Below are 24,741 nucleotides of genomic sequence, written 5' to 3'. Positions count from 1 at the left end.
TTAAATTAAGGAGGAGCTTTTGCTGAATAACTTTTCAATAAGACCCAAAAGCAGAAATTTTGGATCCGACCGGGGAAAACCTATTGATAGATTTTACATTGAGAAATTTTTAGAGAATAACCGCGCAGAGATAAAAGGACATGTTCTGGAAGTAGGAGATAACTATTATACGAGGATCTATGGAACTAACGTTTCGAAAAGCGATGTGCTGAACCTCATTCCTTCACCTGAAGCGACCATTGTAGGTGACTTGGCAACAGGAGAAAATATACCTCATGAGGTTTTTGACTGTATTATACTGACCCAGGTCATTCATGTCATATATGATATTAAAATGGCATTAAACAATACAATAAAAGCGTTAAAACCAGGAGGGACATTGCTGATAACGACTACTGGTTTAAGCGCAAGCTGCCGAACAGATTTTCATGGAGACTATTGGAGATTTACGGATACTTCATTGAGGATGCTGTTGAATGAACTCGTTGATGAAGAAAAGATAGAGATAGAGGTATTTGGCAATGTTGCTGTAGCGAAAGCATTTCTTGACGGTTTGGCCGTTCATGAAATCCCTGAAGCCATTTTAGGCATTAAGGATGACCATTACCAGGTAATTCTAACTGCAATAGTTAAAAAATAATGTTTAAAAGAGCAAAGGATGAATTGCTCTTTTTTTATTTATATAAACATCAATACAATCAGGATTGGATTAAGTGCATATAAAATAACAAGGAATATTTTTATTTACAGGATATTATAAATTTTAAGAGGTGTTTAAGTAGTTGGATAAAGAAGTGACCATTTTAATACCTTCATTTAATTCAGGAATATATTTAAGAGAAGCTATAGAGAGTGTGTTTAATCAAACGTATCCCTATTGGAAAATTATTTTAGTGGATGATGCATCAACCGATGATAGCTTGTCCCATGCTGCTGATCTGTTGGAAGATCAAAGAATTACACTTATCAAGAATAACAAAAACGTTGGCCAATCTATGTCACAAAACATTGGGCTTGAAAGAATAAATACAGAATTCTTTATGCAATTAGACGCTGATGATTGGCTTCCAGAAAACACACTGGATTTATTAATGGATACAGCAAGAAATTTACCTGAAGAAGTAGCATTGATTGTTGGCAATGTTATAGAAGTGACAGAAAACAGAATAAGAAAAAGAAAAAGGTACCGATCTGTTTCTATTGAATGGGACAATATTCAGCAGGAAAAATATGAACTGTTGCTTTCAAACTATATTCCTTGGCCAAAGTTTTACCGAACATCATTGATAAAAAAGATGGGCGGATGGGCAGTTAATGACCCGTTTAAAGGCAGGCATGCAGAAGATCTTCGTATGTTTTTACGACTAATAGAAGAATACCGTTTTTACTATATACCACAAACCATTTTATACTATCGAATACATGCAAGGAATTCCACACATCAAAAAGACGTTTACAGAGAGGCTGTAGAGTGGATCGTACGCGATGCTCTTCACCGGTGGGGAAATGAATATGAACCAGTATTTAAGAAAATTAGAGGCGGTTGGAGAGTAGTTAAAAAGTTAAAACGGATTGAATAGGAGGGTTGGTGAAAATGGACGAAAAAGTAACGGTTCTAATCCCCTCGTATAACCCTGGCAAGTATTTAAGAAATGCAATAGAGAGTGTAATTAACCAGACGTATCAAGGCTGGAAAATGGTCATTGTAGACGATGCTTCGACTGATGATAGTTTATCAACGATACAGGACTATCTATCCGATCCGCGTATAGTCCTTATAAAAAACAAGAAAAATTTAGGACAGTCCAAAACCCAAAACGCTGGTTTAGAGCAAATAGATACTCTTTTTACAATAATGCTGGATAGTGATGACTGGTTTTTTCCAGATACACTTGAAATTCTGATGAATGAGGCGGCAAGGTTGCCCGATGAGGTAGCATTGATCTGCGGCAAAAAAACAATCGTAATAGAAAATGATCATGGTGAAGTGGTATATAAGATGCTGGATATAAAGGGTCGTTCATTTGACGATCCTTATGAATTTTTGTTGGGAAATTTTGTTCCATATCCCCGTTTTTACCGGACATCCGCCCTTAAAAACGTAGGAGGCTGGCCAACGGATGACCCATACGAGGGGCGTTATCTGGAAGACCGTCGCATGGATGTCCTTTTGATTAAAGATTATAAAATTCGATGGATCGATAAAATGCTTTATAATTATAGAAAACATATCAACAACGTAACAGTTAATAAGAAGGCTATTTTAAATGAGATGATTAAATGGAATATTCATTATGCGTTAAATAAATGGGGGAATAAGTTTGAGCCACAATTCTCAATAAATAAAAACGGCTGGGTTGAATTGAGTTCACTTATTCCAGTGAAAACTTAGCATAGACCCCATTTTCCAATCCGTATAAAAAGACTGTCTCAAGAAATTCGTCGTTTCAAAACGATCTGTATGAGGCAGCCTTCTTTTTTATTTGGTTGATTTCGGGAGTAGTCAGCTCTTCCACGTCATGATTCATTTAGTTACTAAATGAAGATTTATAAACATTTATTGTTCTTTGTAATCCTTCTTCCAGGCTTACCTTAGGTTCCCAATCAAGAATTTTTTTTGCTTTGTCAATGTTTGGCCGTCTTTGTTTAGGGTCGTCTTTTGGCAGAGGGAGAAATACAATATCACTAGAGGAATTTGTGAGTTCTTTTATTAATTTAGCCAGATTTAAAACGGTAATCTCATTTGGATTACCTATATTTATAATTTCTCCGTTTGCTGCATCATTCTTCATCATTAACATAATTGCACGGATGGTGTCGTCTACATAGCAAAATGACCTTGACTGTGAGCCATCTCCATAAACAGTAATTTCCTCTCCCTTTATGGCCTGATTTACAAAATTAGAAATTACACGTCCATCGTCATTTCGCAAACCAGCGGAATACGTGTTAAATATCCGGGCAACCTTGATTTTCACCCCGAAGAGGCTGTGGTATAAATAACAAAACACTTCCCCAAGCCGTTTGCCTTCATCATAGCAGGCTCTGGGTCCCCAGGTATTAACATTGCCCCTGTAATCTTCCGTCTGAGGATGGATTTCTGGATCGCCATAAACTTCACTTGTACTTAAATATACCATTTTGGCATTATGAGTTTTAGTGAGTTCTAACATGTTTTTCGTTCCAATAGTATTGATTTCAATGGTCTCAAAAGGATAGTGTTGATAGTATTTGGGGGATGCAGGAGAAGCGAGGTGATAAATTTGGTCTATGTCTGTTATTTCCTTTAATGGAAAGAGGTTATCAGAGCAAACATCAAGTTTAATAAAGGTGAAGTTTGGATTAGCATTTAACTTAACAATATTTTGCACCCTGCCGGTAGAAAGATTATCAATTCCTATAATGCAGCAGCCTTCGGATAAAAGAGTTTCTGCCAGCTGGTATCCCAAGAAACCGGCCACTCCGGTAATAATTATTTTTTTCAATGCACCTATCACCTCTCAAGTGATTAATTGTAACCTATTCCTTCATAAATATAGCCAATAGATCTCATCTCTGCTGTATTGAGCATATTTCTCCCGTCAAAAATAATAGGGGAATTCATTTTATTTTTTATACCTGCCCAATTTATATTTTTATATTGAGGCCAGTCAGTACAGATTAATATTGCATCTGCATTTGTGATTGCTTCTTCTGCAGAATCTTTTTGACATACAGTATCCGTTAGATTGCCAGGGAGTTTAGCAACGGGATCGTGTACTTCAACAATTGCTCCTTCATTTATTAAGTTTTGTATGATCTTCAAGGATGGCGACTGTCTTATATCATCTGTTTGAGCCTTAAAGGAAAGACCCAATACAGCAATTTTTTTTGCTGCCAAGCTGATTAATCTTGTTTTTACTTTTTTAAAGAGGTAGCCCGGCTGGTTCTCATTAATAGCATGAACTTTCTCGAGAATTGAAAGATCTACATTATTTTTCTTTGCAGTATCGATCAAGGCCAGCACATCTTTTGGAAAACAAGATCCCCCATAGCCAATACCAGCATCTAAAAATAATTGGCCGATTCTTAAATCCAATCCAACCCCTTTAGCCACATCTTGGACATTAATATGCAATTTGTCACAAAGGATGGCTATTTCGTTAATGAATGAAATTTTAGTTGCTAAAAATGAATTGGCTGTATATTTAATTAATTCTGCAGCACTTGGTGTAGTAACAATAAATGGTGACTTTATTCCCTTATAGAGTTCTTGAAGGAGTGCGGTTGCTTTATCATTTTCACTTCCAAGTATTATTCGGTCTGGATAAAGCGCATCGTGTAAAGCATTGCCTTCTCTTAAAAACTCTGGATTTGATAATACATCAAAAGAGACAGGATCTTTCTTGGTATTTTCGATCCACAGCTTAACTTGTTTAGACGTTCCCGCTGGCACAGTGCTTTTGATGACGATTATTTTGTATTCATTCAGGTTTGAAGCGATAAATTCAGAAGCTTCCCGTAAAAAGTGCAAGTTGGCACTTCCATCTTGATTTTGCGGAGTACCGACACAGATGAAAATAAGGTTATTATTTTTTATAGCTCTTTGATGATCATTTTCAAATGTGATTTTTCCAGAAACTAAGTGCTTTGTTAATAGCGTTTCTAAACCGGGTTCGTAAAAAAAAAGTTTTCCTTTCTGTAAATCATTAATTTTCTTTTGATCAACATCTATCACTGTTACCGAATGTCCCAATTCAGCAAATAGTAAACCAGTAGTTGTTCCTACATAACCTGCCCCAATGATTAAAACATTCAATGAAACACCCCCGTTAAATTTCAGCTATTCTAAAATATGAATGAAACCAAAAAAAGGAAACGGCTATAGCTAAAATTAACACTGTCCCGGGCTTGAAATCTGTAATTAGTCTTTATATTTTTTAAAGACACGCCGGTTTTCACTAGTAATCTCAGATTGCGCTAAATCATTATTTTTATAATTATTACGTATTTTATCGCTTACTAATCTGCCATTATCAAAGTAATCCTTCTTTATATTTGCTATAGACATATTTCATAAGTTGTCCTTTACAAGTACATGCCGCTTCGTATTGATTATATTTAAAAATAGTTGTTTCAAAATTAATAAAGCCTATGTCCTTAGCCAAGACCACTTCATAAAAATCTTGTTCATCCATTAAATGAGCAGGCAAGCTTTTTTCTAGTAAACAAATAACCAATTTACTTTCTGGCATATGCTTTTATTGTGATTTTGCCAATACCTTTGCCTTTAACAAATGATTTAGACAAACGGATGTAAAAAATCATATTTCACATCACCTTACTTAGAAACTATTTTAGTATCATCAAAAAATATGCATTCAATGGAAGTGTTTTCTATGTGCAGTTTATCGATTTTTGTCCCTTTTCCGAAAATACTATGGGTAATTAAAGAAGATACATCACGTACATACACATTTTCCAGAACTATACTGTCTTGAAGCTTGCAGTTATCTATAACAGCACCGTGTGAAACAGATACATACGGACCTATGGTCGAATTGGTTAACACACAATTTTTATCAATATGAACGGGTGGAATCAACTTGCAGTTTCTGATGATAGTTGTAGGGTCTGTAGTCTCCTCTGATCGATTCAGGGAATCTAAAACCCAACGGTTGGCTTCTAACCATCGTTCTATTGTGCCTACATCTGAATATTCCTTATTTGTAATTTGGTAAGAGATATTATATTGATGATTAATCAACCATTGAATGGCGTCAGTAATTTCGTATTCTCCTCTTGAGGAGGGTTGTATATGGTTAATGGCAGTGAGCACATTGGAGTCAAACGCATAAGCTCCAATTATGGCAAGATTGGATGCTGAATTTTTTGGTTTCTCTTCCACTTTAATGATCTGGTTGTTTTCTACATGGGCGATTCCATATTCACTAGGATTAGAGACCTTCGTAAGCATTACAGCACCGTTGACTGAACTAGACAGGATAGCTTCTTTAAGGGATAAAAGCGAATCATTGATTAGGTTATCTCCTAATAAAAGAATAAATGGTTCGCTCTTCAAAAAATCCGATGCTTGCCTTACAGCATCTCCAATACCTTTTGCTTCCGGCTGATAAATAAGTGTAATTGAAGTATTGTCGGCTGTCCGATTATCTATATACTCACAAATCTCTTTTTGTATAGGGTTTAATACAATGCCAATTTCGTTTATGCCTATTTTTTTCAGGCTTTCAATACAATATTCTAGTAAGGGCTTATTAGCAACTGGTATTAAAGTTTTTGCCCTTGCTAGTGAAAAAGGCCGAAGTCTAGTACCTTTTCCGGCTACTAATATTAATCCTTTCAATAAAAAAACACCACCAGTTTCTATCATTAAAATATATGTTAAGTTATGCATTTATACTGAATAACGTTACATAAATAGGTGATTCATGTATTTAGTCTTTAAAAAAATCTATCAAACAGCCCAACCAAATGATTGCATTTTGAATAATTTAAAAAGTACAAGAGGAGTTTTATTTGAGGGGCAAGTAATTATTTAAAAGTAAATGGGAGGATTTTTTATCATCTACAAAAGGGTTGTGCCCATTATAATGTTTTCTGCTTTATGAATAGTCTGTTTAAATAAATCCTAAAGAACATGGAGAGATTTATGGAAAATTATGATGTTACCGTTTTGATACCTTCCTATAATCCTGGAATATTTTTAAAGGATGCATTGGAAAGTGTGTTCCGGCAAACTTATGATAAATGGAAAATAGTTTTGGTAGACGATGCCTCCACCGATCAAAGTCTTGCTTTTGTCGAAGAATACTTAAATGATCCAAGGGTTACTTTAATTCGTTTGAAAGAAAATGCAGGACAGTCAAAAGCACAAAATGAGGGCCTTGCCGTTATTGATACGCCTTTCATAATGAAGCTTGATTCAGATGATTGGCTTTTTTTTGACACAATTGAAAAACTAAGAAATGAAGCAGAAAAGGTTTCAGATCACGTTGCACTTATTTGGGGCAATAAAACAGATATTTATGAGGATCGGGAAGGGAATAAACTATTGGAAGTACCGCGCATCGGGGGACGTTCCTATAGTGATAGGTATGAATTCTTATTATCTAACGATGTACCTTTTCCCCGTTTTTACAGAACGTCCGCTCTAAAACAAGTGGGTGGATGGCCAACCGATGATCCATGGGAAGGACGTCATCTTGAAGATAAACGAATGGATGCATTGCTTATTGAACATTTTGAAATTCACTGGATAGATGAGATGCTTTATAATTACAGGCAGCATGCAAATAATGCTACCAAAAAAATAGATCTATATAATGAAGTTTTTGAATGGCACATCTATAATACTTTAAAAAATTGGGGTGACTTGTATACCCCCGTTTTTAGAACATATTGTGGCTGGAAACAGCTGGCACAGCTTATTCCAAAGCAAAATCCTGTATAAAAAACAGGGTTTTTTCTTTTATTTCCATGGAAAATTCATAGCAATCTCCTTTATTGCATACATAAATCATATAATCCCATTTCTGGAGAAGATAAAATTTAAGCAGGCCAGATCAATTATTCATATGAGTATGATTTTAAGCGTATTACGGAATAAAAATCCTGGGAACGACGATTGCAAGAGAATATCTGGAAGTCTATAAAAAAGGATTTAATGACCCATATTACCCGGTTCCCCAAAAAGAATACAGGGAGCATAATATGGACCAAATCGTAGCAAGGGCTCTGCACTTGTTCGAAAAAATTAATACAGAAAAGGATTATAAAAGAGGAGAACAGGAGAGTTTGCCATGATTCTTGTGACAGGCGGGGCAGGATACATTGGGAGTCACGTAGTCAAAGCCTTAATCATGAAAAATTATCAGGTTGTCGTAATTGATAATTTGTCAACAGGCAATCAGGAAGCGATAGATCCTAAAGCAATATTTGTGAAAGGGGATGTAAGAAACCCTAAAGACTTAGGAGAAATCTTTTCAAAATACCCTGTTTGTGCAGTTATGCATTTTGCAGCAAATGCATACGTAGGAGAGTCAGTTGAAAAACCTGCAGTATATTATAGCAACAACGTCAATGGAATGATAACCCTATTGAAGATGATGGTGCAATATCATGTTAAGAAAATTGTTTTCTCCTCATCATGTGCAGTTTACGGGAAACCGCCTTGCAAGATGATAAATGAAAGTACTCCTGCAATTCCCATTAATCCTTATGGTTGGACCAAATTAATTGGGGAGCAGCTATTAAGAGACTTTTCAACAGCATATTCGCTAAAATATATTGCTCTGCGGTATTTTAATGTAGCAGGCGCCATTGACTCAGGAGAATTGGGAGAGGACCACACACCTGAGACACATTTAATTCCCAATATCATAAAACATTTACTCGGCGAGACGAAAAAAATTTTTGTGTATGGCAATGATTATGAAACAAGAGACGGTACATGCATAAGAGATTATATCCATGTTACAGACTTAAGTAATGCCCACATTCTTGCCCTTGAAGCACTGCTGGATAGTAAGGCTGCCAACCGAGTTTATAACGTAGGAAATGAAAAAGGAATAAGTGTGAATGAAATAATAAAAATGTGCGAAACGATAATCGGCAGAAAAGCCACTGTGGAATATGCAAAAAGACGTGATGGAGATCCTCCTGCTCTCATAGCCAGTGCAGATATGTTGAAAAAAGAGTTTAACTGGAAGGCACAGTTTGACCTGAAAGATATGATTGAATCAGCATACCAATGGTTTTTAAAAAATCCAAAAGGTTATAAAAAGCCGTAAAAGGAAAGGGGATTATATGGTATCTGTCATCACCTGTACAATTAGGGATTCTTGCATGGATAATATATTTGATAATTACAAGACTCAAAATTACGATAATAAAGAACTGATCATTGTGCTTAACCAAGACAGTATGTGTTTGAAAAAATGGCGTGAAAAAGCAAAAAATTATGATAATGTTTCTGTTTTTCAACTCCCGGAACTTACCTCCTTAGGTAATTGTATCAATTTTGCAGTGGGGCAGGCTAAATATGATATAATTGCAAATTTTGAAGATGACGATTATTATGCACCAGCATATCTGCAGCATTCTATTTCTGTATTGAATGCTATGAAAGCGGATGTTATAGGAAAGACATCGGTATATATATACTTGAAAAACAAGCAAGTATTGGCTGTTTTCAATCCAGGCAATGAAAATCAATATGTCAATCATCAAAGCAGCTTTGCAAAGCAATATTTACAAGGAGGTACGTTAGTATTTTATAAAGCAATTTTGGACCTAGTAAGGTTTCCGGATCAGATTAAAGAAGTAGACCGGATTTTTTGCAGGGACTGTGTGAAGGCGGGCTTAAGGGTTTACTCAACAACAAAAGAAAATTTCACCTATGTAAGGAATGATGATCAGGAACAGCATACGTGGAAGGTGCCTGTGGATGTTATTTTAAGCATAAGCCAATTTATTACGAAGACAGATGATTTCAAACCGTTTGTATCAAAGCTTTGATGTTACTTATGAGGAACAGGGGAGGCTTGTATGGTTTCCGTCATCACTTGCACGATAAGGGATAATTGTATGGAAGAGGTTTTCCTCAATTTTGATCGGCAGCAAGATGTAGAAAAAGAATTAATTATCATTTTAAATAAAGATAATATGGATGCTGAAAAATGGAAAGAAAGAGCAGCTGATTCTTCTAACATTTCTATCTATCAATTACCATCTGATACTACGCTGGGAGAATGTTTAAACTTTGGTGTAGAAAAAGCAAAGTTCAGCCATATCGCTAAATTTGATGATGATGATTACTATTCGCCTTATTACTTGTTGGATTCACTTCAATCTTTAAGAAATTCTCAAGCATCGGTCGTTGGAAAAACCTCCATTTTTATGTATTTTAAAGATCAAAGCCTGCTTACCGAATTTAATCCGAATAAGTTTGGGGGAGCAGTTGCGAAAAATGAGGAGACATACAATAATCATTTATTAATGGGAGGGACGCTGGTTTTTAAAAAAGAAGTTTTTAATACGGTAAAATTCAGTTCCACCAATATTGCTGAGGATTCAGCTTTTTGTAAATCATGTATTGAGAATGGAATTCCTCTGTACTCAGCAACTAAAGATAACTATGTTTATTTAAGAAGCTTTGAACCAGAAAGCCATACATGGAGGATTAAAAATAACACGATTTTGAAATTCTGCAGCGTAATTGCTAAAACCGATGACTATAGGCCTTATATTACGAAAAAACCTAGTCCCTAAATGTAAGAAAATCAGGCTGATTAATTCATTTTTCATTATCCAATCGTTGCCTTTTTAAGCTAGCCTGAACTTTTAAAAAAAAAATCAGGCTCAAAGGCCTGATTTTTTCGTAATCAGTTATTACGTGAATAGTTGGATTGCAACGATTTGACGGCAGTCAATGATGATAGGATATCCATCCAAGATGAAAGTCGCACAGCAAGTTTTATGATCGAAACATGCGAATGTTATCTCGCCATCAAAGAAGTCTTCTCCGCCTTTTAGCACGATTTGTACCGATGCGCCAGGTCTTAACTTCTTAATCTGTTCACACGCACAACCTTTACATTGGTTGTGAGAAGAAGATGAAGATGAAGATGAAGAGCTTTCTTCTTTTCTCTTCCGTCTGCGTACAAAGCTGGAGCTTGAGCTAGAACTAGAGCTTTCGTGTTTTTTTCTTTTCTTGTGTACAAAGCTGGAGCTGGAACTAGAACTTTCTTCGTTGCAGCCGCACCCTTGTTTTTTAAATAATGAACCCATTACTTTTCCTCCTTATTGTCTTTCGTACTCCTGATCATTCAGGGGTAATATAGTATATTGAGTTTTTTAAAATTTGCATGGATAAGTACCTACTTGTACAAAAAATAGGTTTTTCTACTAGAAAAATAGAAAAAAAGAAGGGTGAGATCCTTCTTTTTAGTGGCCAGCATTGTTTTTTTTAGGCTTCCACGTTACTTTTCCGCACGTTTTGCAGCCCTTCTTTTTTTTCACAGGTTCAAACAATGACGGTTTGCTTGCCGATTTTTTTGATTTTTCCTGCTGGCGATTACGATATAGCTTTCGCATTTGAGATTTGTCCATTCCACCCACACCTTTTCAGTAAGTTGCTTCTATACTATTCTTTACTTCTCCGAGTGGTATAGGTATTTGGCTGAAAGGGATTAATGGCTGTTGAAGTTTTGCTATTTTTTTGTTTAAACGGATTGATAGTAGATTCAGGGGTTTGTACGCTTTTGAATGGGCTTATGGCCGGCCCGTTATGGAGATTTTTATTTCGTGTCACTGTTGCGGGTCTGCTTCGGACAGGTATATGCTGCTGAGGAGCAATAAAGGTGTCAGGGACCTTAAATTCAGGCTCCATTTTTGGCTTTTTCATTTTTTTTGTTTCTTTTTCGCATTGCAGATCAGCGAGCATGGGATTTATCGATCTTAAGATGTGGTTTATCCCTGTCTGGTATTCTCCAATAGAGAGGGAAGCGAGTGATGAAAATGTCTTGGAGAGTCCAATCTGCAGGATGAGGTAGCTGATCCATTCAGGAATATATTCTTTTTCTCGCCATCTGAAGGAAAAAGAATAGTGATTTGCTTTTCTTTTGCATAGGATGCTCTTATGAATCATGTTTTGAACAGCATTTTCGGTATTCTTGGCTGGAGTAATATAGAGGAGTTTGGAATTTTCCGTTTGAATGATGATGGGTACAGGCTGGTCAGCAACAAATGAAACCGATATTGAGGCTGTTGTACTCATTCCCGAGGGATTTTCTTCTATAATAACATCTGTATGCTTAAGAAATTCTTTAACTCTATCCAAGTCCCTTTGCTCAAGACCAGAAATCACAAAACACTGGCCATACATAGCCGGTTCAATTTCATGATAGTTTTCATTCCAATCCAATCCCCAATAATTTAATAACGGTTTTATATGCTGAAAAAAATTGGTGTCCATCTGTCCGATCTGTTTGCCCCCAAATGTAAGAATCATGATGTCTTTCCTCCTAGCTGCCCGAAAAATAGGCATTCATTCTTGTGTCATAACCTATCGTATTCCCATAGTATGTATGGAATCTTCAGAACATGATGAGGAAAGGAAGGGAAACTATGGGTTTAAATCATAAGAAATCTATACCAAAGGCTGCCAATAGTCTCCAGGAAGAATGCATAAGAGTACAGAAAGTGTATGATTGGGTTACTGATACATTTTCAGTAACGAAACAAGTTTGTTTCAATCCGGAGCAGCTCAGAAAGATCGAGGAAGCATTAGAAGATCCGGCACGGCGTCCTTTGCGACTGACTTGTCAAACACCGGCGGCTCCGCCTCCATTCCCGTTAAACGGAGAAGAAACGAGGGCAGAATGCGAGACCTTCCTGTGTGAGCAGGTTGGAGAGAAAAGAGATGTAACGGTTTCGCTAAACGGTAATTTTGTTGATGCTCAGCTCGTGGAGCTATTATTCACTTCTGAGGTAAGGGTAGCTGTTGTGGACCGTAACGGAAGAGTCGTAACACACCTTACAACGGATGCATCTGTGCTCGAGCCGTTTGTACTTTGTTATCCAGACGGAACAGACCTGTTTTGCAAAATCACCAGAATTCTTTGCAAAATCCAAACAGGAACTGTACTCCTAAACGCTCCAGCACCACGATCTTTTAACCTCACCATTACATTCTGTGTGGATATCCAAATCGAAGCTGAAGTGAAACTCGAGGTACTTGCTAAGTTCTGCTCACCTCGAAATAATGACCTTTCAGCTGAAGAAGCTGAAATGGATTCTTGTCCGGAGGTCGAATTCCCTGCACAATGTCCGGATATCTTCCCTCGCCCTAACTGCGATTGCAGTGTCAGCGGTGAAGCGAGCGGACGCACCGGAAGCAATTCTACTGAAAAAGGCCGCCTTAGCGTGCTTGCTGATATCTGCCAAAACTGCAGCCTGAGTGACAGTTCACTTCACTTTACGTTTGAAGATGAAAACGGGGGATTAAACAACTTCGACTTCACGGCGGATAGCTTTGAACAGGATTCTCTAACTTGCGAGCCTTGCGAAGGCAAGGGACTCAAGCTGATGGTCTCAGGGGTAGGTACGACAAATGAGGGTGAAGAATTTGACTTTAACTTCGCAGCCGTAAGCCGCCACTCTGGAAGCCGTTTCCAGCTTCAGCTTATTGATGAAAGAGGGGTCACTGTATTCGAATCAGGAATTGTGAAAGTAGATAAAGGAAGCCTTGAGGTTGAAGATTGCGTAACTTTCGATGATATCAAATTAAAATAATATCCTTAAGCGCAATAAAAGAGCAGGGAACCATCCTGCTCTTTTTTCTTTAAATAGTGAACGAATCAGTGAAGCCTACATAAGATAAAAGATGGGAGCCTATTTAGGGGGGGACACGTATGCATTCTCAAAAAGAACGGTTAAGCTATGACCGTCTTATCGCTCGGGCCCAGTTTTATCAGGAAAAGTCTTTAGAGTTGGAAAAAAAATTAGTGTTTGCAGAGGAACTGATTGAAAAACTTGAAAAAGAAGCAGCGGATTCTTCAAAAGATACAACGATACAGGCACTTGAAGCTGAACGGGTGCGGCTGACAGAAGAGGTCGCACACTTGAAAAATGAGCTGGGGCAAGCCAAAAGCATTGATTATGACAAAAGAGCAGCGGATTATGAGGCATTGCTGGCTGAAGTGCAAAAGGAAATTAACGATAAGGAGAACAAACTGGATCTCAGCCAGCAAAAAATAAGGGCATTAGAAAAAAAGCTTTCACTTCAAGGAAGGCCTGATCCCTTTATGAAGAAAGCAGAGGAAGACGAAGAAGAGAATATTTTCGTTAAGAAGGATTATGAGTGTCTCTGCCTGTTTGATTACTCCATCATCATGAATGAAAATCAATCAGGCTTTATTAAGGGATCATTTATCATTGAAAACACAGGATTAATTACACTTCAGAATCCATCTGTTTGTCTGCGCTTCAATCCAGGTGAAGCCAACGTCTTAAAAGGGAAGATTTACTCCAGTGAAAATCATGAGGTTAATCAAGACAACCTCGCGAACTTTCATTGGATGTTTATCGACAACGACTGGGCGCAAGAAGCGAAAGAGCGCGGAGAAATCTGGATCTGTCCGATAAGAGAAATGACGATAGAACCTGGTGAGAAATCCGTGATACAAGACTATCAGATTCCATTTAAGAAAGAAATCATAGGCAATCTAACGGTTGAAGCCTTTGTTTTCTTCAATAAACAGCAATATAAAGTAAAAGCGGCCAATCATATTTCTATCAATTTTTGATAATTAAGCCTATGTCCCTTCTCTATAATCTTGCATACTATGGGAATTATAGAGGAGGTTAGAGTATGTCTTGCGAGAAAAAGAAAAAGAAAGTGATCAAAGCAGATAAAGTTTTTATTAAAGCAGAGAAAGTGATCGTAGTTGAAGAAAAAAAGAAGAAGTACGACTATAAAGAAACATGGACTCCGGATCACGTATATTCTCCTAAGAAGAAAGAATCTTCCAGCTGTAAAAAACATGAATCTTCCAGTTCCCACGGCAAAAAGAAAGAATCTTCTTCATCCTGTTCCAAACATTTTAAGTCAGAATCCAGCTTCAAAAAACACGAATCTTCTTCAAGCTATATTTGCTTTAAAAAGAAGCATAAAAAGCATAAAAAGCATAAAGATTGCGGCTGTGGTGGTTCCTGGATCTAAGCATGCAAACAAAAAAGAACACGCAAAGTGTTCTTTTTTGCTTTATAAAAAACAATTAGTCCTTTTCTTTCATTACTAGCAGTTCATGTCCCTTTTTCCATTCCGCATAGAAAACATCTTGAGCGGAGTTTATTTTTCTTTTTAAAAGCTGTGCCCGCAGCCACTCCTCATCAACACCCGCTGTATTTAAATTGTCATGAATAATTTTACCATCTAGGATCAAAGTAACAGGAAGTGTAACCTCAACTTCATGAAGCTTTAAGTCTTTGCGGGTGACCGGCTGTACATTGGATTTAGGGAGTACAGAAATGGAACCGTTCGTCTCCAGAATGGCATATTCTATTTCTCTCATGCTAAAATGGCCTTTCTGCCGGATGAGATCTTGAAGCTGGTTGATATCAAGCTTGTTCTTCTTCAGCTGTTTACGGTCAATGACGCCTTTTCGGACGATGATAGAGGGAGAACCTTCGAGAACCTTACGCAGCGTAATTGATTTTTGTGTCAGCATCTCCAATGAATACATAAGTACTCCCCATACGCTAATCGCAAATAAGATCATCCAAATGTGCACATCAGGGTCATACATCGCATTTCCGACAAGTTCTCCGAGGATAAGAGCTGAAATAAAGTCGAAAGGTGTAAGCTGTGATAATTGTGTTTTTCCTAATAATTTAGTTAAAAAGAAAAGAGCAAAAAAACCAATGATCATTTCAATTGTAATTGTACCAAGCCTCATGACAGCCCCCACTGGTGCGAAGTTAAAGTTAGTGTTCTCCTGTTTGTCCAAAATAAACCGATCGTGAACATAAAAAAGCATCAAACTGACTCAAGATCAGTTCAATGCTTTATTCATGGCAACATGCCAAATATTGGCGTCTAGAAAGGGTTCTGTTGAAGTTGTAGCATATCCTAATTTTTTATAGAAATCCTCTGCATGGACCTGTGCATATAATGTAAGGGATGGATAACCGGACTGTTTGGCTGCCTGTTCCATCTTTTTCATCAGCAACTCGCCGAGCCCCTGTTTACGGAGGCTGGCCAGAATACAGACTCTTTCAATTTTCCCTCCGCCTTCTATCGGACGTAAACGGCCTGCACCAATTGGTTCACGACGGTCATCGTAAAGGACAAAATGGGCAGATTGATTTTCATGCGAGTCAATCTCTTCTTGCTCGGAGACGTTCTGTTCATTTACAAAAACCTGTTTTCGAACGAATAAAGCGTCCTTGTAAGATGGATCTTCCGTTGTTAGTACTTTTACTTCCAAAATTAAACATCCTTCCCGAGCGCAAAAGTCTTGTAGACTTTCCAGCGGTCAGATTCTTCATCCATTTTTAACAAATGAAATTCTGTTACGGTTTCTTGGTATTCTGCTTCCACCATTTTTAACCGTTCCAGCACATCCGCATGCTCCACGTCAGAAAGCTTTTGGGCCAGGGTGAGATGAGGAACGAAATTATACGGATGTTCGTGTTCGAGCGGCCCTTCATAGAGAAGCTCGTGCAAGGAGTTTAGTTCATCATTGTTATCTACTTTCAAGTAAATAACATTGTTGACAGGATGAAAAGAACTTGCTCGGGTGATATGAATATTGATCGGAGGAATATTCTTGGCGACTGTTTCGATATATTCAACGATTTCTTCGATTTCTGCATCGTTGGCTTCAAATGGATCTTTGAGTGTAATATGCGGTGCAATGATAGAATAATGAGGATCATAGCGTTTGCGGTAAGAATTTATTTTATCTTTGAGTTCTTCTGATGGGAATATAGCAATACCGTATTTCATTGAAAACTTCCTCCCTTATCTTTTGAATTAGTATATCAAAAATTCTTACAACTTCACAAATCGAATTATTTTCCGTAGATAAATTTTAAAGCAGGCCTAAGGTTTACTTGCCAGTCTGACCATAGATGACTTCCTTCAAATTCTTCATAACGATAATCAAATCCTTTGTTCAGAAACCAGTCCGAAAGTTCACGGTTCGGCGATAAAAAATCTTTTATAAAGCCATCAACAGATTCAAAGCGGCTTTCTTCTTTTCCGACGGAATGATAGAGCGTCAGCAGTTCATACCCAGTGAAAGAGCGGACATCGTTCAAGATTTGCTGCTCAACGTACGGAGACTGTACGATCAGCTTGCCGAAAGTACGGGGAAAAGATATCCCGCATCTGAGGGATACATAGCCTCCAAGCGAGTCTCCGAGAAGGCACATCCCGGATCCCAATAAGTAAGTATTAAACTTCTCTTGAACATAGGAAGGCAGATCCAGCGACATGAAGCGAATATAAGCGTTATGTTTTTCTCCTTTTGGGTGATACTTATGATGCCTGTCCTCTCCGCGTTTATGGGAAATACCGATGATGATCATTTCCTCGATCTCATTCGCCTGAATCATGTCATCCGCTGTAGATGCAAGCCTTCCGAGCTGAAAATAATCAGGTCCGTCCTGTGCGATCAATACAGGATATTTTTTTAGTGTGGTAAACGCTGGAGGCAAATAGATCAATAAAGGAATTTCTTCATTAAGTTCTTTGCTATGTATGGTTTCTTCATAGACGGTTCCTTGAAAAGTGGGCATAAAAATTCTCCTATCTAAAAACAGCGCTTTCATTGTATCCGTTCCATTCTATCATACAGTGGTATAATGTAATCAAGATAAAAGTATTATTCGGGAAAAATCCAAGGAAAATACAGAGGTGAGCCCAATGGCAAAACGAGTCCATAGCCGTGATGTTGAGTCTGCGGCCAGAGCCCTGCTTGCAGAGCGGGGAGTAACGATTCCGGAAATCGCTGAAATTGTGTTTGAAATGCAGTCTCCTTTTTCTCCTCAATTAACGATGACAGAATGTATTGAGAGTGTTGATGCCGTGTTAACAAAACGAGAGATCCAGCATGCTTTGTTGGTTGGAATTGAGCTCGATAAATTAGCAGAAAAAAAGATGCTCTCTGAGCCATTGCAATCCATTGTGGAGATGGATGAAGGATTATTTGGTGTAGATGAAACGATTGCCCTTGGAGCAGTTTTTGGATATGGCAGTATTGCCGTTACGACGTTTGGACACCTTGATAAATATAAAATGGGTATCATTCGAAAGCTGGATACGAAAACATCCGAAGGCATCCATACGTTTCTGGACGACCTCGTTGCAAGCATTGCAGCAAATGCATCGAGCCGGCTTGCGCATCGGCTCAGGGATCAGGAAGAGCGGCTTTCAAAGCAGGAAATGGAACAGCACGATCAAGAAGAAAAAATAGGATAAATAGGAGCCGTCCAAGAAGTCTGGTAGCTGTTGACCTCCGCTCCAGGCTGCTCGCTTTTACCGGCGTGAGCTCCTACTTTCGCGGGGCGTGCGGTGAGCCTTACCGGCGTGAACGCCTACTTTTTGGCGCAAGCGCCTGCGGGAGTCTCACCTGTCACGCTAGTCCCGCAGGACAAGGAAGGCTCCGGCAGCGTTTTATCGCACGAAGGAAATGTGAAGTTCATTTTCGAGGAGTCTCGCACCTTCCACTCCAATCAACTTTTCATTGAAGATTTTTCACGTCAAAGGAGCTGCCTGAAGGTCAATTTTCGACTTTCAGGACAGCCCCTTTTCATCACCCATTTTTCCAGTATGGATGGACCAAGTATAGCTTATCTACATATGGTAGTAATGTGAAACTTTATAGAAGGGAAAATGCATATGCAAAATAGAATGTACCCGTATGGTCCTGGGGCGGGTTACGGCTATGGGCAAGGCAACTATGGGAACCCAAACGTGAATCCCAATATGAATTATCCGAACCCTAACATAAGCCCAAACATGAATTATCCTGTCAGCCCCAATATGAAATATCCGGTAAGTCCTAATATGAATGTAAATATCCCGTTCAGCCCCCAAATGAAATACCCTAAAGAAGAAAAGCCGACAGAAGTAAGTCCGGCAGAGGTGACGAAAGCCAACAATTTTCTAGGGATCACAGAGACGCTTTCCGTCTGCCCATGTCCTCCAGGAGAGAACGTGTGGGCGGCCCTTGTTAATCCGGAAGGTTCAGGTGTAGATCTGGCGTTACAGCGAATCACCATCTCCAATATGACGTGCAGCCCGATAAACGCTCAAATCTATTTTAAGCCAACGCTGCCGTTCAATGGAAGAATGTCAGGAAATGTTACTCCTGCAGACTTGTCAAAAACTCCATCCGCCCGGCCAAAAGGACAGATTCAATTTGGTTCGCTTCCTAACTCTCCAGTTAACGGAGTTTTAGCAGCATCCAGAATCATTCCTCCATACAAAAGTATTACCGTTGATCTGGATGGATTGTGGGTCATCGCATCAAGAACAAATGTAATGGTTTTCCTTACCTCTACATGCGATGACAGCAGCCTGAAATCTACTGTTGCTTTTGAATGGGAAGAAAAGTGATGCTTTACAAATTAGGCCCTTTTTTAGGGTCTTTTTATTTATTTTAAAAAAGCAGTTGCAAACTAAGTGAAAAATGAGGTATACTTTTATTTGTCCGATACATAATCAATTGATCCGATAGCTCAGCTGGGAGAGCGCTACCTTGACAGGGTAGAGGTCGGGGGTTCGAACCCCTCTCGGGTCACCATAACAGCTAATGACAAACCCTTGTATATCAGGGGTTTTTTTGTATAACAGAGTTTTTCAATTTTAGTAGTACAGATGAATTGGTGGCAAACTGGTGGCAAATTTCGTTTTTCTAGTTAGTTTTAATGCTCTTTTTTTATCATAGTCGTTTCATTAGGGGAAAGTAAAAATTCCATTTTCTCTGCTGCCGCTTCATCAGCACTTTCTAATGCGTGCGCATATAGATCCATGGTAATGCCAATTTTTGAATGTCTAACAATCGAACACTGCTGCGGTTAAGTTTTATCGTAAAATGGGAATGGAAGAAGTTGGTCCAGAGGTTGAAGGGAAAGTTATTAGGATGAAGGGTTATTTATAAAATTTCTTATTGTGCTAACGGGGGCGTTAGCTGAAGATCAGAGCTGTCTTTAAGGCAGCTCTTTCTTTATGCATCTATGGCTTATTAAGTTTAACTATAGCATTGAACGCGACTTTAATTAACACGTATCAAATATTTCCCCACCTTTATCCCCAGAAATATGATCTAGGAACAGCACATAGAATAGTATAGAAATACTGCGGCTAATGCCGGACATGGAGGGGATGTATTTATATGAGTACCAGATTACTCCGGCAGCTGATAAGGTCAAGGCAACGGGAATTAGTCGAACTTGCTGCTTCATTTATTCGAATTCCATCTGAAAATCCATCGCCCGAGTTTAAGAAGCGGTCAGCAGAAATGGGCCGCCATATTAGCCGATACCTAGCAGCAAAAGGGTTCTTGATTACCGAGCACCGCCGTAGCGAAAATGCGCTGGTTACCGTGGTCTGTGATGCTCCCTTAACCAGGGTACCTGGTCCACGGCTCCTATTTTGTGGACATACAGATGTCGTACCTGCAGGCGATTGTTCACATTGGACCTCCGATCCTTTCTCAGGAGAAGTCAGAGCGGGTATGCTTTTGGGTAGGGGAGCCTCCGATATGAAAGGAGGCTTGGCATCACTGATTTTTGTGGCTGGACTACTTCAGGAGTTCGCCCCCACTCTTAATTTGAAAGGTAGCCTAGGAGTTATTGCCTCTCCGGATGAAGAGACTGGCGGCATTGAGGTGGCCTCGCTCCTGGATCAAGGATTGATTAAGGGTGATGCTTGTCTGATTGGTGAACCAACGGACCCCCACCATCCGAATGCCGGCGAAAAGGGCAAGGCATGGATGCAGGTGATCATACCAGGTCAGACAGATCATGGCAGCCTACAACCGCTTTATGGAATCTCCGCCATACGAAGAGGGGCAGCCGCTGTCGAAGCACTAACCAAGCTATGGGAGCTCAAGGCAACGCCTCCGGCAGAGCCTTGTCAACTTTTGTACAATACTGAGTGGCTCCTATCTCAGTGTCTAGGAAATCCCTTATTGTCACAGTTACTTTATCGTCCCTCTTACAATCCAGGTGTAATCCAGGGCGGAACAAATGTGAACGTCGTCGCAGACAAGTGTATCATTAAAGTGGATACCCGGGTTCCATTCGGTATGAAGTCCGAGTTTGTACTTGATATCGCTAGGAATCTTGTTAGTGCTGTAGCGCCAGGTGCGGTTGTAGAGCCAATGGTACCCTGTACTAACCCGAACTGGACCTTAGAGAATCGTCCAATTGTGAGGGCCATAGAACTGGGAATCCAGAGTGTCCTCGGAATGGAGGAACCAGTCTTCAGCGTACTTATGCTTAGTTCAAGTGATGCCAGTCACTTCCGGCGCCATGGCATTGATACCGTCCTTTACGGTCCTGGGCTGGAACACACCATCCATGGGTACGATGAGCGGGTTTCAGTGGAGAACTTAATAGAATCTGCCGAGATATATGCTGAGACGGCAGTCAAGTATCTTAGGTCATTTTAAATCTATTTTCACTAAACTTTATGTAGCGGTAACGTCAGGATTTTGACAATTTATAACGTTAAGATAGAACCCCTTGTATCAATAGGGTCTAGCCTATTGATATGGAGTCAATATAACGTGAAACAAGGCTTACTAGTGTCTCGTATATCTTGTCTCAACACATTAATCGTTGCTACACCAACTCATATCTACTTCCTAGAACAGCTTAACGTTGTAAATCCGCATTTTCCTGACGCTACCCCATAGCCATCAAGGTAAGAAATCCATTGTTCCCCAAAACGAAAAAAATGGGCTGAATTCTCATAAATAACTGTAGAGGTATAAAATTTTCCTTTTGGGGGCGTGAACCTAGAAACAATCTGCGAAGGAATGGTTGAAAATTTAGCCTTGTGTTTTACCTATTTTAGTGATGGGAATTTTCATTTGTTGATCGGAAAGGTTCACTATGTGGATACCTTTAGAAGAGAACTACGAATAGTGGACTTCGATGGGGAAATTGTTAAGATTAAACTGGCTGATCTAGTGGATGTGAAAATGAATTAAAAATAGCAACGTAAAAATTTACGATGCTGTTTTACTAAGCTATTCAGAGGACAACAGTCCTTCCTGCGCAATTAACCAAGGCATTATTTCACATGATTCACTTATCTGAGAAGGCTTGTTAAAACCATAATACACAAGGGATTCAGCTGGTGATGTACTGGTGGCAGATTGGTGGCAAAACCAAGCATATTGCCACCAATTACATCTGTCTAAATCATATTTTTAAAATATAAAAGCTTATCATATCAACGAAATCCAACTAGATCTGTTATAATCAGATTCGCTTTTCTACCTTGACAGGGTAGAGGTCGGGGGTTCGAACCCCTCTCGGGTCACCATAACAGTTTATTCAAAGTCATTGATTTTCAAGGTTTTTTTTGTATTACAGAGTATTGAATTTTTATACTGCAATAAATCGAAACACGTTAAAGGAAAAACGATAATCGTCTTTTCATAAAATCGAATGTCAAAAGGACAGCTAATTTCAGCTGTCCTTTCGTGATATTCTCTGCCATTTTTGTTAGTGCCAAGTTGGTCTACCTAAGCACGAGAACCTTCATGATCGCAATAACTTCAGGTTCGCCCTTCAATGAACCAATTCTGAGACGGAGTCTTTTTGATAGAGTTTACGGAGTTTACGTCACAGCAATTAAATTTTACAATACTCCCATCAGCAATCTCTCCCGTAACAAGACCCTTATTAGAGTCATAATGTCTAAAGGTAATTTGAACCGATGTATCATGTAAACGAACAGTCACTTTGTTTCCCGATTTAAGGTGTTTAAATCGTTTACAAGTTTGTGAATGTTTTGAGGAATTCATTTTTCAACCACCTTCTTAAAAATTAGAACTTGTACTTGTCATAGTTTATGCGTTCCGATCATTGTTGGTTTGGACGGGCAGCAAAATTTGGACAAATACACATTGGTAAACATAAAAGCTGACCTTAAAGGGCTTTTCAGCTTCTTTTTTTCGTTTAACCAGTCTTTTTTAATGGTGTCCCGCTGTTTTTTTCTGTATCGTTGAGGGAAACATAAACAGAAAGAAAGGATGATAGTTTTGAGGGGAAAAATGAAGGCGGTAGGTTTGTATAAGTATTTACCGATTGATAATCCTGAGAGTCTGTTAGATGTAGAAATTGATAAACCAACTCCAGGTAAAAGAGATCTTCTCGTAAAAGTAAAAGCAATCTCTGTTAATCCCGTTGATACGAAAGTGCGCAGCCCGAAAAACGCCATAGAAAAAGAACCGAAAATTCTTGGCTGGGATGTTTCGGGCATAGTGGAAGCGACGGGTTCTGGAGTAAGTATGTTCAAAGCTGGAGATGAAGTATACTACGCTGGTTCCATTGGCAGACCAGGAGGAAATAGTGAATACCATCTTGTGGATGAACGTATTGCGGCCCATAAACCAAAAACGTTCAGCTTTGAAGAAGCTGCCGCAATGCCGCTCACAAGTCTTACAGCCTGGGAAGGTTTATTTGAACGCCTCGGTATTGCTATGAAGAAGGATAAAAATAAAGGTCGATCCATATTAATTATAGGTGCAGCCGGTGGAGTAGGTTCTATTGCGCTTCAGCTTGCAAGTTGGGCAGGATTGACCGTGGTTGGGACCGCCTCACGAGCAGAGACCGAAGTCTGGGCTAAAACACATGGAGCGGACTATACAATCAGCCATTATGAGGACTTTTTACCGCAGCTGAAAAAAATAGGGATGTCTGAAGTGGATTACATATTTTGTCTGAACAGTACAAATCAGCATTGGGAAAGTATGATGGAAGCAATTGCTCCCCAAGGTAAGATTTGTTCGATTGTAGAAACGAAAACACCACTGAACATAAGCTTACTTCAGCAGAAGAGTGTAACGTTTGTCATGGAATTCATGTTCACGAGATCGCTCTTTGAAACGGAGGATATGAAAAGGCAGCATGAGATCCTGACAGATATGGCAAACATGTTCGATGAAGGGATATTAAAGACAACATTAACGAAAACACTTCAACCGATCGATGCAGAAACGATGAGAGAAGCACATTCGAAATTAGAATCCGGTAAGACGATAGGAAAAGTAGTAGTAAGCAGCAATGAATAAACCCTTCAGTTAGACGGGTTTATTTTTTTGTTTTTTTAAGCTGTGAGAAGGGAATATTTTAAAAATCTAATTTATAGTAAATGAAGATGAAAGGATGATGCAGGTGTTTAAGAATAAAGTTGTCATCGTTACTGGAGCAGGACAGGGAATTGGCAGGCAAATTGCCACTGATTTTGCGGCTGCGGGAGCAAAGGTGGTGCTGGCTGACCAAAAGGAAAAGGAAGCGAAAGAGACTTTGGAAAAGATACAGTCCAATGAAGGGAAAGCTCTCTTTATTCCAACAGATGTACGCAAGCCTGAAGATATTATCTCACTTATGGGGCAGACAAAAAGGGAATTTGGGCCAGTTGATATTCTGATCAATAATGCCGGCAAAGGGATTTGGAAGTCTCCGTTCGATTTGGACGTGGAAGAATGGGATAATGTCATTCAAACCAATCTTCGAAGTGTATTTCTATGTTCGCGGGAAGCAGCGAAACAGATGAAAGAAAATGGGGGAGGCTCCATCGTCAATATCGCATCGACCAGAGCATCCATGTCAGAACCTAACAGTGAGGCATACGCGGCAACGAAAGGCGGTATTACAGCTCTCACTCATGCATTGGCCGCATCGTTCAGCGAACATGGCATTACAGTTAACGCCATCAGCCCAGGTTGGATTGAAACCCAAGACTATGAAGGTTTAAGAGATGCTGACCATCAGCAGCATTGGTCAAAGAGGGTTGGAAAACCATCGGATATCTCCAGCGCCTGTTTATATTTAACAGCCCCTGATAATAACTTTATTAATGGTGAGAACCTGGTGATCGATGGAGGAATGACAAGAAAGATGATCTATCACCATTAAGATAGAACCGAACGGATGAATTCATCCAGTTAAGGAATGCTATACGTAGCCTTTTTTAGGTGAATGAAGAAT

27 protein-coding genes and 1 tRNA gene are annotated in these 24,741 nt (G+C 39.1%); 18 read left to right on the top strand and 10 right to left on the bottom strand.

The features are described from left to right. Positions 1–19 precede the first annotated feature (19 nt). From OKX00_RS14350 to OKX00_RS14340, 3 genes are all read left to right on the top strand, one after another. Entirely contained in the window at positions 20–640 is a 621-nt protein-coding gene (locus OKX00_RS14350; protein WP_265407791.1) for a methyltransferase domain-containing protein, read from the top strand. Between the two features lie 142 nt (positions 641–782). After that, positions 783–1,580 (top strand): glycosyltransferase family 2 protein, encoded by a 798-nt coding sequence (locus OKX00_RS14345; protein ID WP_265407790.1) that lies wholly within the window; start codon positions 783–785, stop codon positions 1,578–1,580. A 14-nt stretch (positions 1,581–1,594) separates the two neighbouring features. Continuing rightward, positions 1,595–2,392, top strand: coding sequence for a glycosyltransferase family 2 protein (locus OKX00_RS14340; RefSeq protein WP_265407789.1), 798 nt, complete (start codon positions 1,595–1,597; stop codon positions 2,390–2,392). Between the two features lie 136 nt (positions 2,393–2,528). Here the strand turns inward: OKX00_RS14340 and OKX00_RS14335 are convergent, their stop codons facing one another. From OKX00_RS14335 to OKX00_RS14325, 3 genes are all read right to left on the bottom strand, one after another. Then, positions 2,529–3,485: a UDP-glucuronic acid decarboxylase family protein gene (locus OKX00_RS14335; RefSeq protein WP_265407788.1), complete on the bottom strand. Its 957-nt coding sequence runs from the start codon at positions 3,483–3,485 to the stop codon at positions 2,529–2,531. 23 nt (positions 3,486–3,508) lie between these two features. Further along, the gene (locus OKX00_RS14330) at positions 3,509–4,798 is read right to left on the bottom strand and encodes a UDP-glucose dehydrogenase family protein (protein ID WP_265407787.1); all 1,290 of its coding nucleotides are present in this window, start codon (positions 4,796–4,798) and stop codon (positions 3,509–3,511) included. A 522-nt stretch (positions 4,799–5,320) separates the two neighbouring features. Further along, positions 5,321–6,346, bottom strand: a complete 1,026-nt coding sequence (locus OKX00_RS14325) for a sugar phosphate nucleotidyltransferase (RefSeq protein ID WP_265407786.1) — start codon at positions 6,344–6,346, stop codon at positions 5,321–5,323. Between the two features lie 306 nt (positions 6,347–6,652). Between OKX00_RS14325 and OKX00_RS14320 the strand changes: the two genes are divergently transcribed. The 4 genes from OKX00_RS14320 to OKX00_RS14305 all read left to right on the top strand — a co-directional run bounded on the left by OKX00_RS14320 (position 6,653) and on the right by OKX00_RS14305 (position 10,272). Next, on the top strand, positions 6,653–7,453 hold the full coding sequence (locus tag OKX00_RS14320) for a glycosyltransferase family 2 protein (protein ID WP_265407785.1): 801 nt from the start codon (positions 6,653–6,655) through the stop codon (positions 7,451–7,453). Between the two features lie 349 nt (positions 7,454–7,802). Next, a complete protein-coding gene (gene galE / locus OKX00_RS14315; RefSeq protein ID WP_265407784.1) occupies positions 7,803–8,792 on the top strand; it encodes a UDP-glucose 4-epimerase GalE in 990 nt (329 codons plus the stop codon). Between the two features lie 55 nt (positions 8,793–8,847). Continuing rightward, entirely contained in the window at positions 8,848–9,519 is a 672-nt protein-coding gene (locus tag OKX00_RS14310) for a glycosyltransferase family 2 protein (protein WP_265407783.1), read from the top strand. 30 nt (positions 9,520–9,549) lie between these two features. After that, a complete protein-coding gene (locus OKX00_RS14305; RefSeq protein ID WP_265407782.1) occupies positions 9,550–10,272 on the top strand; it encodes a glycosyltransferase in 723 nt (240 codons plus the stop codon). Between the two features lie 120 nt (positions 10,273–10,392). Here the strand turns inward: OKX00_RS14305 and OKX00_RS14300 are convergent, their stop codons facing one another. From OKX00_RS14300 to OKX00_RS14290, 3 genes are all read right to left on the bottom strand, one after another. Continuing rightward, entirely contained in the window at positions 10,393–10,791 is a 399-nt protein-coding gene (locus OKX00_RS14300; protein ID WP_265407781.1) for a hypothetical protein, read from the bottom strand. Between the two features lie 156 nt (positions 10,792–10,947). Then, complete coding sequence (locus OKX00_RS14295; RefSeq protein ID WP_156316214.1) at positions 10,948–11,112, bottom strand: hypothetical protein; 165 nt, start codon at positions 11,110–11,112, stop codon at positions 10,948–10,950. Positions 11,113–11,146: 34 nt separating this feature from the next. Beyond that, a complete protein-coding gene (locus OKX00_RS14290; protein ID WP_265407780.1) occupies positions 11,147–12,013 on the bottom strand; it encodes a hypothetical protein in 867 nt (288 codons plus the stop codon). Positions 12,014–12,129: 116 nt separating this feature from the next. On the opposite strand from OKX00_RS14290, the gene OKX00_RS14285 reads away from it, so the two are divergent. From OKX00_RS14285 to OKX00_RS14275, 3 genes are all read left to right on the top strand, one after another. Beyond that, positions 12,130–13,296: a BMQ_0737 family morphogenetic spore coat protein gene (locus OKX00_RS14285; RefSeq protein ID WP_265407779.1), complete on the top strand. Its 1,167-nt coding sequence runs from the start codon at positions 12,130–12,132 to the stop codon at positions 13,294–13,296. Between the two features lie 119 nt (positions 13,297–13,415). Beyond that, on the top strand, positions 13,416–14,309 hold the full coding sequence (locus OKX00_RS14280; protein WP_265407778.1) for an SH3 domain-containing protein: 894 nt from the start codon (positions 13,416–13,418) through the stop codon (positions 14,307–14,309). 65 nt (positions 14,310–14,374) lie between these two features. Further along, on the top strand, positions 14,375–14,725 hold the full coding sequence (locus tag OKX00_RS14275) for a hypothetical protein (protein WP_062231468.1): 351 nt from the start codon (positions 14,375–14,377) through the stop codon (positions 14,723–14,725). A gap of 55 nt (positions 14,726–14,780) precedes the next feature. Here the strand turns inward: OKX00_RS14275 and OKX00_RS14270 are convergent, their stop codons facing one another. The 4 genes from OKX00_RS14270 to OKX00_RS14255 form a co-directional block, all read right to left on the bottom strand. After that, positions 14,781–15,461: a DUF421 domain-containing protein gene (locus OKX00_RS14270; protein WP_265407777.1), complete on the bottom strand. Its 681-nt coding sequence runs from the start codon at positions 15,459–15,461 to the stop codon at positions 14,781–14,783. A gap of 96 nt (positions 15,462–15,557) precedes the next feature. Continuing rightward, positions 15,558–15,992, bottom strand: a complete 435-nt coding sequence (locus OKX00_RS14265) for a GNAT family N-acetyltransferase (RefSeq protein WP_265407776.1) — start codon at positions 15,990–15,992, stop codon at positions 15,558–15,560. A gap of 2 nt (positions 15,993–15,994) precedes the next feature. Continuing rightward, positions 15,995–16,513, bottom strand: coding sequence for a 2'-5' RNA ligase family protein (locus tag OKX00_RS14260; RefSeq protein ID WP_091006638.1), 519 nt, complete (start codon positions 16,511–16,513; stop codon positions 15,995–15,997). Positions 16,514–16,578: 65 nt separating this feature from the next. After that, positions 16,579–17,307 carry an alpha/beta hydrolase gene (locus tag OKX00_RS14255; protein ID WP_091006640.1) on the bottom strand — a complete coding sequence of 243 codons (729 nt, stop codon included), beginning with the start codon at positions 17,305–17,307 and terminating at the stop codon, positions 16,579–16,581. Between the two features lie 127 nt (positions 17,308–17,434). On the opposite strand from OKX00_RS14255, the gene OKX00_RS14250 reads away from it, so the two are divergent. From OKX00_RS14250 to OKX00_RS14215, 8 genes are all read left to right on the top strand, one after another. Further along, positions 17,435–17,989, top strand: a complete 555-nt coding sequence (locus OKX00_RS14250) for a phosphatidylglycerophosphatase A family protein (protein WP_053354715.1) — start codon at positions 17,435–17,437, stop codon at positions 17,987–17,989. Between the two features lie 93 nt (positions 17,990–18,082). Next, positions 18,083–18,385: a hypothetical protein gene (locus tag OKX00_RS14245; RefSeq protein WP_265407775.1), complete on the top strand. Its 303-nt coding sequence runs from the start codon at positions 18,083–18,085 to the stop codon at positions 18,383–18,385. Between the two features lie 24 nt (positions 18,386–18,409). Continuing rightward, positions 18,410–19,129, top strand: coding sequence for a DUF6143 family protein (locus tag OKX00_RS14240; RefSeq protein WP_265407774.1), 720 nt, complete (start codon positions 18,410–18,412; stop codon positions 19,127–19,129). A 111-nt stretch (positions 19,130–19,240) separates the two neighbouring features. Beyond that, positions 19,241–19,316, top strand: a tRNA-Val gene (locus tag OKX00_RS14235). 591 nt (positions 19,317–19,907) lie between these two features. Continuing rightward, entirely contained in the window at positions 19,908–21,188 is a 1,281-nt protein-coding gene (locus tag OKX00_RS14230; protein ID WP_265407773.1) for a M20 family metallopeptidase, read from the top strand. Between the two features lie 369 nt (positions 21,189–21,557). Beyond that, positions 21,558–21,731 carry a YolD-like family protein gene (locus OKX00_RS14225; protein WP_265410549.1) on the top strand — a complete coding sequence of 58 codons (174 nt, stop codon included), beginning with the start codon at positions 21,558–21,560 and terminating at the stop codon, positions 21,729–21,731. A gap of 1,050 nt (positions 21,732–22,781) precedes the next feature. Next, complete coding sequence (locus OKX00_RS14220) at positions 22,782–23,822, top strand: zinc-binding alcohol dehydrogenase family protein (protein ID WP_416054241.1); 1,041 nt, start codon at positions 22,782–22,784, stop codon at positions 23,820–23,822. A gap of 103 nt (positions 23,823–23,925) precedes the next feature. Continuing rightward, entirely contained in the window at positions 23,926–24,669 is a 744-nt protein-coding gene (locus OKX00_RS14215; RefSeq protein WP_265407772.1) for an SDR family NAD(P)-dependent oxidoreductase, read from the top strand. The last annotated feature ends 72 nt before the right edge of the window (positions 24,670–24,741 follow it).

This window comes from Fictibacillus sp. KU28468 (genome assembly GCF_026153615.1).
In the GTDB taxonomy this organism is placed as follows: Bacteria; Bacillota; Bacilli; order Bacillales; family Fictibacillaceae; genus Fictibacillus_C; species Fictibacillus_C marinisediminis.
The sequence above is the reverse complement of the archived record's forward strand: the minus strand, read 5'-3'. Positions and strand labels throughout refer to the sequence as shown.